Origin of the sequence: Paenibacillus chondroitinus NBRC 15376 (assembly GCF_004000765.1) — a bacterium.
Taxonomy (GTDB): Bacteria; Bacillota; Bacilli; order Paenibacillales; family NBRC-103111; genus Paenibacillus_E; species Paenibacillus_E chondroitinus.
Map to the genome: position 1 here is coordinate 1 of NZ_BILW01000085.1, position 7,414 is coordinate 7,414.

The following is a 7,414-nucleotide window of genomic DNA, read 5'->3' on the forward strand; positions in this document are numbered from 1 at the left end:
GCCGACGGACGCGCGCGAATCCAGCGCTGCCCCGGCGAAGCCGGCCGCGCCGAAGATCACGGCCGCCGGTGGCAAGGCCGTGAGCAAAGCCCAACGCGAGCGAGATCGCAAGAGCAAGGGCGCTCCTCGCTGGCTGAAGGAAAAACAGCAGAATAAAGAGTAGCCGTAATCTACATCCAGACTTATACGGCTTGCCAAATTGTCTTCTGCGGGGTGTTGTAACGTGCTGCAAAAACGATTTATTTTTCTCATCGTGGTCGTCCTTATCCTTGCGGCCGCCACGGTGTTGTTCATCCGGCACATCCAACCTACCGAGGATCTAGACCTGAATTATCAAGAAATTTCTGTTGGCAGTAAAATCGCGGACATTGTCAAAAACCGGAAGCTCGAGGTTCAGATCACAGAGCAAGATTTGAACAATCTGGTTAAAAAGCAGCTGTCAGCCCATCCAGATCTACCCAATGGCATTCGAATCGAAGGAGCTAAGCTTTCCTTGCAGGGAAGCAACCTCGTGGCTGATGTCAATGTTAGATGGCAGGACAAGTTGCCTGTTGGTGCCCAATTGCTTTTTACCTTGGCATGGGACCCGCCGAATGTGGTCATTCAGCACCAGAGTACAATGGTTAGGGGTATACAAGTTCCGAAGGAATGGCTTCAATTCGCTCCAATCGAGCTCTCGATCGAAGATCACTTGCCGCTTTTAATAGGAGTGAAGGATGTAAAGTTTGAGGAGAAAGCCGTACTTATTCAATTAAAGGCTCTGCGGTAATAGCGCGGCAGAATCAAAAAGGACAACCCGACGATGGGGTTGTCCTTTATTTAACTCGAAGCCTGAACCTTCCACCTGCGCGAATAGAGTACAATGCCGAAAACCACACACATACCAACTAACACAAACCAAATCGATAAGCCAACTTGAAACTTATCCATTCCCCATCCGACACCAAGCGGAATGACAGATCCGCCCAAGCCACCTGCAGCGATAAGCGTGCTTGTTGTTTGCTCCGTGCGTCCAGGGAGTAATTGATTGGCATAAATAAGAGCTACAGCGAACATCCCTGACATGAAGAGCCCAAGCAGCAGAACAATAGCGAAGCTGCTCCATAACTGCGTGCTGAACAGCCACAAAAAGACGGTGATCAAGCTGCCGCCAAAAGCGACGGCCAAATAACGGAAATAGGTCATTTTCTCGGCAAGCACACCGGCAAATAGTCGACCTGCCACCATGGCAATCCAATAAGCTGTTACCGCCAAAGAGGACAGAGAGCTTGAAGTGTGCATTTGATCGATAAAGATCGAAGGCAGGAAGTTAACGATCGTATTTTCCATCCCTACATAGATGAAGAAAACAAGCATGAACAGAATAAGGAAGGTTAACGAGCTCCTTGTCAGAGCTGGGGGCTTTACCTCTTGCTGCGACTTGTCGGCTTTGTGTGCCAACAACTCGTCATGCTCGCCCAAGGAAAGCTTCGACCAGATGAGTCCTGTTGCAAGCGCGCTTAATCCCAGCAGCATAAATCCATATTTCCATAACCCGTTGGCAATCAAAATACTGGATACAATCGGCATGAATAGTGCGCCAAGTCCGAAGAAAACTTCAAGCGTACTGAAGGCCGAAGCTTGCTTATCTTTTGCAGCCATTAACACGAAGGTTGAAATGCTCGCTTCTACGAGACCGAAAGCCACGCCGGCTACGAAGGTGAGACTCACGGCCAAAGCCCAAGGCGGCAGCATGACGATCGTCATCATGGCCAGGAAAAGCAGCCCGAAAGCCGTCGTAATCGTATTTCGGCGGCTGAATCGGCGGCTGAACGCCGGCATGCTGAGCACGCCAAGCAAAAATCCGCCGAATTCAAGGAACACCAGCAGGCCGCCATCGCTGTAGCTGCGTCCATAATGAGTGAGCAGCTCGGGTAATACCGCTCCAAAAATAACGTGGGTGCATCCTGTTAATAGATAGGACAGGCACCCCATAATTAATAATCTTCTCATACGATTGAGCTTCCTTTTTGCTCTTGCATGTATTTATCGTTATAGGCAAATACATGATCAACGACTTCAGCAACAGACTCGACATGATAGTTTGCTTTTTGTTTGACCTCAGGATGAGCACCTTTCATGGCAAAGCTATGCGGGGTAATCCCGAACATGGATACATCATTGAAGGAATCACCGACACAGGCAATTTCCTCAGGTTTTAGTCCCAATTGTTCAATGAGGACGAGAAGGGAGTTGCCTTTGGAAACTTGACGCGGCATGATGTCCAAGCAATCTTTGTCGGAGATGAACAGCTCAACTTGATCGCCCAGTTTTTCTTCTATTAATGCTTTAAGTGCCAGAAGGATTTGGATATCCCCGAATGTAGAAATCTTACAAATAGGAAGCTCGGCTTGCAGCGACTGCTCAATGTCCTCTTTTATAATAAAAGGCCGGAATGTACGTGATTGGACCTCATCGGAAGCGGGCGTCAAATGCGTGATGTAATTGGCTTCGCCTGAGCAAACGATCTTCACGACGTCAAAATCTTTCAGCAATTGATACACTTGATACGCTAATTCAGGCTCAAAAAGCTGAGATTTCAGAAACGAGCCATCCTCCAAATGAATGAATGCGCCATTCTGCGAGACGGAGTAAGCACGATGTCCAATTTCCTCTAAAACCTGCTGCATTTCCACATTCATTCTTCCTGAGGCCAGGCAAAGCAGGATGTCGGCTTCTTTCACCTTTTTCAGCGCAGCTTGCTCTCTAGAACTAACTTTCTTGCTGTGATCGAGCAAAGTACCATCCAAATCACTTACGATAAGCTTAATCATCTAAGTCATCTCCTTTTGCCAAAACGATTTCAACTTCACTTGCCAGTAATTTCTCTCTCATTTCGGAGCTCAAGTCTTGGTCTGTGACCAAAATATCGATGCTTTCAAAACCGACCACGCGATGGAACAGCCGCTTACCGAACTTAGAGTGATCCGCTAAAACGATGACTTGGTCAGCATGCTGCATCATGGCACGAACTAAATAGCTATCCTCCTCGTTTGGAGCAGACAGCCCTTCCTCCGTAATTCCGCAGGTTCCGATCAGCAGCTTATCGACGTGGTAATCGTTCAACATCTCGATGGCTTTCGCACCGTAGACGCTATGGTGTTTGCTATCCAGTACGCCACCAAGAATATGGATCGTAGTTTCATCTTTACGGGTTAAAATAGCAGCAATTTCTATAGAACTTGTCACCACAACGTTCTGTTTGGAAGATAGTGCACTTGCCGCATGCAGCACTGTTGTGGAGGCATCCATCATGATATAGTCGCCATCTTGAATGAGTCCTGCGGCTGTTTTGCCGATGGTTAGTTTGGAAGAAGACTCTGATTGGAGCCGTTGTTCATAATTGCCGACTTCTTTGGAAAGTGTGGGGAGGATGGCGCCGCCGCGTGTTCGCACAATACTGCCCTGTTCTTCAAGTTTTACCATGTCACGCCGGGCGGTATCTCGTGATACATCATACAGCTCGCAAATCAGGTCAACCGTAATGCGCTTATTTGATTTTAAGTAATCAATAATGGATATGAGTCTTTCTTCTTGAAACAAAGGTTTCTCACTCCTTTCGCGTAAGTATTTATAAGCGAATTTAAGTATATTGCTTATTATATGACTGGAAGATCGCTTTTTCAACACCTTTTTTCTTAAATTTTCGTAAAAAAAACCGTACACTCGCTTAAGGAGCGAATGCACGGATTTGGTTATTTCACAGCTGTTTTTTTGCGAGTTTTCACGTAGCTAGGATAAGTAATTTCTCCGGTATCCAGTTTTCTGAGTTCATCTTCGTTCCAACCGCTGATTTTGTTGGTACCGGTTACCCCGGTTAGCTTGATTTGATAATGAGCAGCTAAGTACTGCTGTAGCTTGGCCATCTCCTCAGGCGTGATTTCTCTAAGCTTTTGTTTGCCGTGTAACTGGCCCAGTATGATGCCAATGGATTCAGCAGCCAAACTCGTATTCGGTTGAATTCTTGTGCTTCCGTATGCGATAGCTGAGGAGCCCACATTTTTTCCGGCGGCAATGACATTGTCGTAATTTTTTAGTAAAAAGCTGCGCAGCGGCATCCCGTATTTGTCGGGACGTCCCATCTCAATGCCCCATTTGTTGGCGCTAGTGCCCTGTAAATCGAGCGGATAGCCGCCAATGCTGACATTATCCCAGAACATGGCGCCTGAAAGCAGGTCGGACGGTTTCAAAACATAATCCATTTCGTAGTGATTATATTCCCTTATGTAGGGATAATTCGGTAGCTCCCCAAGTTCGGCATGCTCCCAACCCGGTAAGGTTTTACGGAAATGTCCCAGAATGGATGCCGTCTCTTTGTTGCCCAGTGTAACAGCTTCTTGGATAGATTCGGGTTTGGATGGATCAACGGTGTACACAAGAAGAGCGTTTATCAAAACTTCCCCGTCTCTTTGATTCACAGCATTTAAACCTCTTAAAAATACGCGGTCATTGGAAGGATGGTAGGCCTTTGTCATACCGCTTAATCCGATTGCATAGCTGTCATTGACAGAACCTCCGCCAAATTGTTTGGATTTTTCTTCAGGTTTTAACGCGTTGAACGTTGTGCTGAACTTTTTCCAATCGACATGCGTGAACTTCATCATCATACCGGCGCTCATGTATTCGATGTCTTTTTGCCCATAAAACTTCTCCAGTCCTGGCAATCTCTTGGCATCTAGTCGCGAGATGAGTGCAGCGTAATCACTATTATCGACCCAGTAGCCGGCCGTAATCTTCTTTTTTTCATTTTTATCTGTCGTGTAAACGATAGAAGCGACTTTGTGCATACTCTCAGGTGTGTTGACTTGCTCAATTTCATTTAAGATAACGCCGGATTCGAGAGGGATATTTTTGACCAGTTTATCCATATACGTTGAAAATTCGGACAGTTTACGGATCTTGGCGTTTCGGAAGCCATCGAACAATTCTTTAGCACGACCCTGCACTAATAAATGGCCTTGATCGTCACGTGTTTCATCCAAAAACAACATTTGACTCTGAAGGATCTGGCCTCCAAAAGCTTTATGAGGATCGAGCACTTTTACCTTCAAGCCTTCGTCTGCAGCCGCCCTCGCCAGATAGAGACCCTCCAGTTCGCTGCCGATGACAACAACGTCATATTGCTCGGATGGATACGGATTTTTGGTTTCTACGGGCGGTGTCGGCGGGACTTCACTAGCAGGAGGAGAATCTTGATGCGTGCTGGTCGGCACTGTAACAACAGCAGGTTCCACATTTGCTTGCTTGAGCCCGATTTTGCTATAAGAATAGACTGACAACGCAATTAAAATAACGGCTAGAGCAATAACGAGCTGAACTCTGGGATTACGTAAACGCATACATGAGCTCCTTTTGCGGTAGTGTTTTATATCGTTAAGTTTAGCAGTTTCAGGAGGGATTTAATAGACTCGACAATTTTCTAGTTTTAAAGATTTATTTCTCCACCCCCCTAAACATATTTACAATGGCGAATTGTTGTAGCATAACCAGGAACCCTTCGCGAAGGCTCCACATTATTTATACCAACTATATGAAAATGGGAGAGGGAACTTGATATGAAAAAGAACCTTATGAAGAAAGCTGTAGCAACAGGACTTGTTTTAACAATGGTAATGGGAGGCGCTTCTGCAGCGTTTGCCAAAGGAAATGACCATGATGATCGTGGTAAAGGAAACAATAATAATAGCTATACTACTTCTATTAATAATGGCAAAAACAACAACGGTAAAATTAGCGGCAACATTCAAATCCGCATTAACTTTGACGACCTCAAAGGCGCTCAATGGGCAATGCGTTACATAGCTAGCTTGGCATCCAAACAAGTGTTTGAAGGATACGAAGATGGTACGTTCAAGCCAGATAAATCCGTTTCCCGCATTGAAGCGATTACAGCTGCTGTAAGATTGATGGGTTTGCGTGAGCAAGCGGAATCTGCTACAGAAATGGCAACGAAACTAAACTTCAAAGATGCGGACAAAATCCCTGCATGGGCAGTTGGATACGTAGCCGTAGCGCTTGAAAACGATCTATTCACAGAAAGCGATGACTCCGTTCAACCAAATAAAGAAGCAGACCGCCTATGGGCAACAACGCTGTTAGTGAAAGCTCTGAAATTAGAGTCCGAAGCTAAAGCAAAAATGAACACTCAACTTACATTTAAAGATGCTAAACAAATCCCTGCTGGATCAGTAGGCTATGTTGCTGTAGCTATCGAAAAAGGTCTTGTTGATGGCTTCGAAGACAACACATTCAAACCGAACCAAAACGTGACTCGTGCACAATTAGCGGCACTACTGGATCGTACAGGCAACCAAATGCCTGATGACCAAAACTCCACTGCTGGAACTGTGAACGCAGCTGTATACAACAATGTGCTTCCAGTAACGAAAGCGGGAGTTACAACTAACTATGTTCTTCACCCGGATGCATTCATCTTGCGTAACGGTGTGAAAGTAGCTGCTTCCGCAATTCAAGTTGGCGATGAAGTGAAGGTTCGTTCATTCAACAATCAAGTAGTTTTTGTAGAAGTTACTAAGTTGGCTGATGCTAACCAAAGCTTTGATGTTGTAGGTACATTAAATAGTACTACTGTAGATGGACAAGGTAAAATCACTTCCATTTCCATTACGCAAACGATCAATGGTGTAAGCCAAACTACGATTTATAACGTTGCAGCTAATGTTGCGTTGACTGGTAACCTTGGTAACTTTACACCTACCCATGTTGTTGAGCTTAAAGGACAAAACCAAGTTGTTACTACAATTGATGTAAAATAATAAAGAGCATTCATATAGAGATATAAAAAGGTTGAATATTCATAACAGCTCCTTGCTTCTTATAGCAGGGGCTGTTGTGCTTTTATGCCGTATAAACTTGCACTTCTTGTGGGAAACTGTTCTTTATCTTGAAAGGAGTGGCATGAATATGAACGAAACATTGATGGAGACATTCAAAAGATTTTACGCTGACTATCGAGCTGCAGCCAATGTGGAGCAGAGCTTCACTGACGCTTATCAGGCGATTGCTTATCACGTTATTGATCAAACCGATCATTTAGCCCAGAGCGGCAACTTGGAAGGCGTGCAGAATATCGTCCGGCAGTTTAAAGAGATCAGCTTATCCATAGCTCCCAGCAACGATGCTCTAAAAGAGCGTTTCGAACAAGAACTAGTAGAAGACATGCTCAATCATGGACATTCCTAAAAAAATGTAGAACAGGGTTGCATTATTTTAACCACCGTGGTATATTGTCTTTCCGGCCAAGACGAGCTGAAAACTTTATCGAATATTGTAAAAATAAAGCTTGCACCTGATTGGTTGAATATGCTATATTGTAATTCCGGCCGCGAGAGCGGGACGGAATGCGAAAGACTTT

7 protein-coding genes are annotated in these 7,414 nt (G+C 45.2%); 3 read left to right on the forward strand and 4 right to left on the reverse strand.

Going from position 1 to position 7,414, the window contains the following annotated elements; genetic code table 11:
- Positions 1-223 precede the first annotated feature (223 nt).
- A complete protein-coding gene (locus PCH02S_RS34990; RefSeq protein WP_127458724.1) occupies positions 224-769 on the forward strand; it encodes a hypothetical protein in 546 nt (181 codons plus the stop codon).
- A 50-nt stretch (positions 770-819) separates the two neighbouring features.
- Here the strand turns inward: PCH02S_RS34990 and PCH02S_RS34995 are convergent, their stop codons facing one another.
- From PCH02S_RS34995 to PCH02S_RS35010, 4 genes are all read right to left on the reverse strand, one after another.
- Positions 820-1,992, reverse strand: coding sequence for an MFS transporter (locus tag PCH02S_RS34995; RefSeq protein ID WP_127458725.1), 1,173 nt, complete (start codon positions 1,990-1,992; stop codon positions 820-822).
- Positions 1,989-2,813, reverse strand: coding sequence for an HAD family hydrolase (locus PCH02S_RS35000; RefSeq protein WP_127458726.1), 825 nt, complete (start codon positions 2,811-2,813; stop codon positions 1,989-1,991). Before PCH02S_RS35000 ends, PCH02S_RS34995 begins: the two co-directional genes overlap by 4 nt.
- A complete protein-coding gene (locus tag PCH02S_RS35005; RefSeq protein WP_127458727.1) occupies positions 2,806-3,582 on the reverse strand; it encodes a DeoR/GlpR family DNA-binding transcription regulator in 777 nt (258 codons plus the stop codon). The genes PCH02S_RS35000 and PCH02S_RS35005 overlap by 8 nt, the downstream gene beginning before the upstream one ends.
- A gap of 152 nt (positions 3,583-3,734) precedes the next feature.
- Entirely contained in the window at positions 3,735-5,378 is a 1,644-nt protein-coding gene (locus PCH02S_RS35010; RefSeq protein WP_127458728.1) for an FAD-dependent oxidoreductase, read from the reverse strand.
- Positions 5,379-5,594: 216 nt separating this feature from the next.
- Here PCH02S_RS35010 and PCH02S_RS35015 point away from each other — a divergent pair, with 216 nt between their 5' ends.
- Both PCH02S_RS35015 and PCH02S_RS35020 read left to right on the forward strand, forming a co-directional pair.
- A complete protein-coding gene (locus tag PCH02S_RS35015; protein ID WP_127458729.1) occupies positions 5,595-6,815 on the forward strand; it encodes an S-layer homology domain-containing protein in 1,221 nt (406 codons plus the stop codon).
- 148 nt (positions 6,816-6,963) lie between these two features.
- Positions 6,964-7,242, forward strand: a complete 279-nt coding sequence (locus tag PCH02S_RS35020; RefSeq protein WP_127458730.1) for a hypothetical protein — start codon at positions 6,964-6,966, stop codon at positions 7,240-7,242.
- The last annotated feature ends 172 nt before the right edge of the window (positions 7,243-7,414 follow it).

Excerpts from the sequence above, each read along its gene's own strand:
- PCH02S_RS34995 (WP_127458725.1), bottom strand. The coding sequence starts at position 1,992 with ATGAGAAGATTATTAATTATGGGGTGCCTGTCCTATCTATTAACAGGA.
- PCH02S_RS35000 (WP_127458726.1), bottom strand. The coding sequence starts at position 2,813 with ATGATTAAGCTTATCGTAAGTGATTTGGATGGTACTTTGCTCGATCAC.
- PCH02S_RS35010 (WP_127458728.1), bottom strand. The coding sequence starts at position 5,378 with ATGCGTTTACGTAATCCCAGAGTTCAGCTCGTTATTGCTCTAGCCGTT.
- PCH02S_RS35015 (WP_127458729.1), top strand. The coding sequence starts at position 5,595 with ATGAAAAAGAACCTTATGAAGAAAGCTGTAGCAACAGGACTTGTTTTA.
- PCH02S_RS35020 (WP_127458730.1), top strand. The coding sequence starts at position 6,964 with ATGAACGAAACATTGATGGAGACATTCAAAAGATTTTACGCTGACTAT.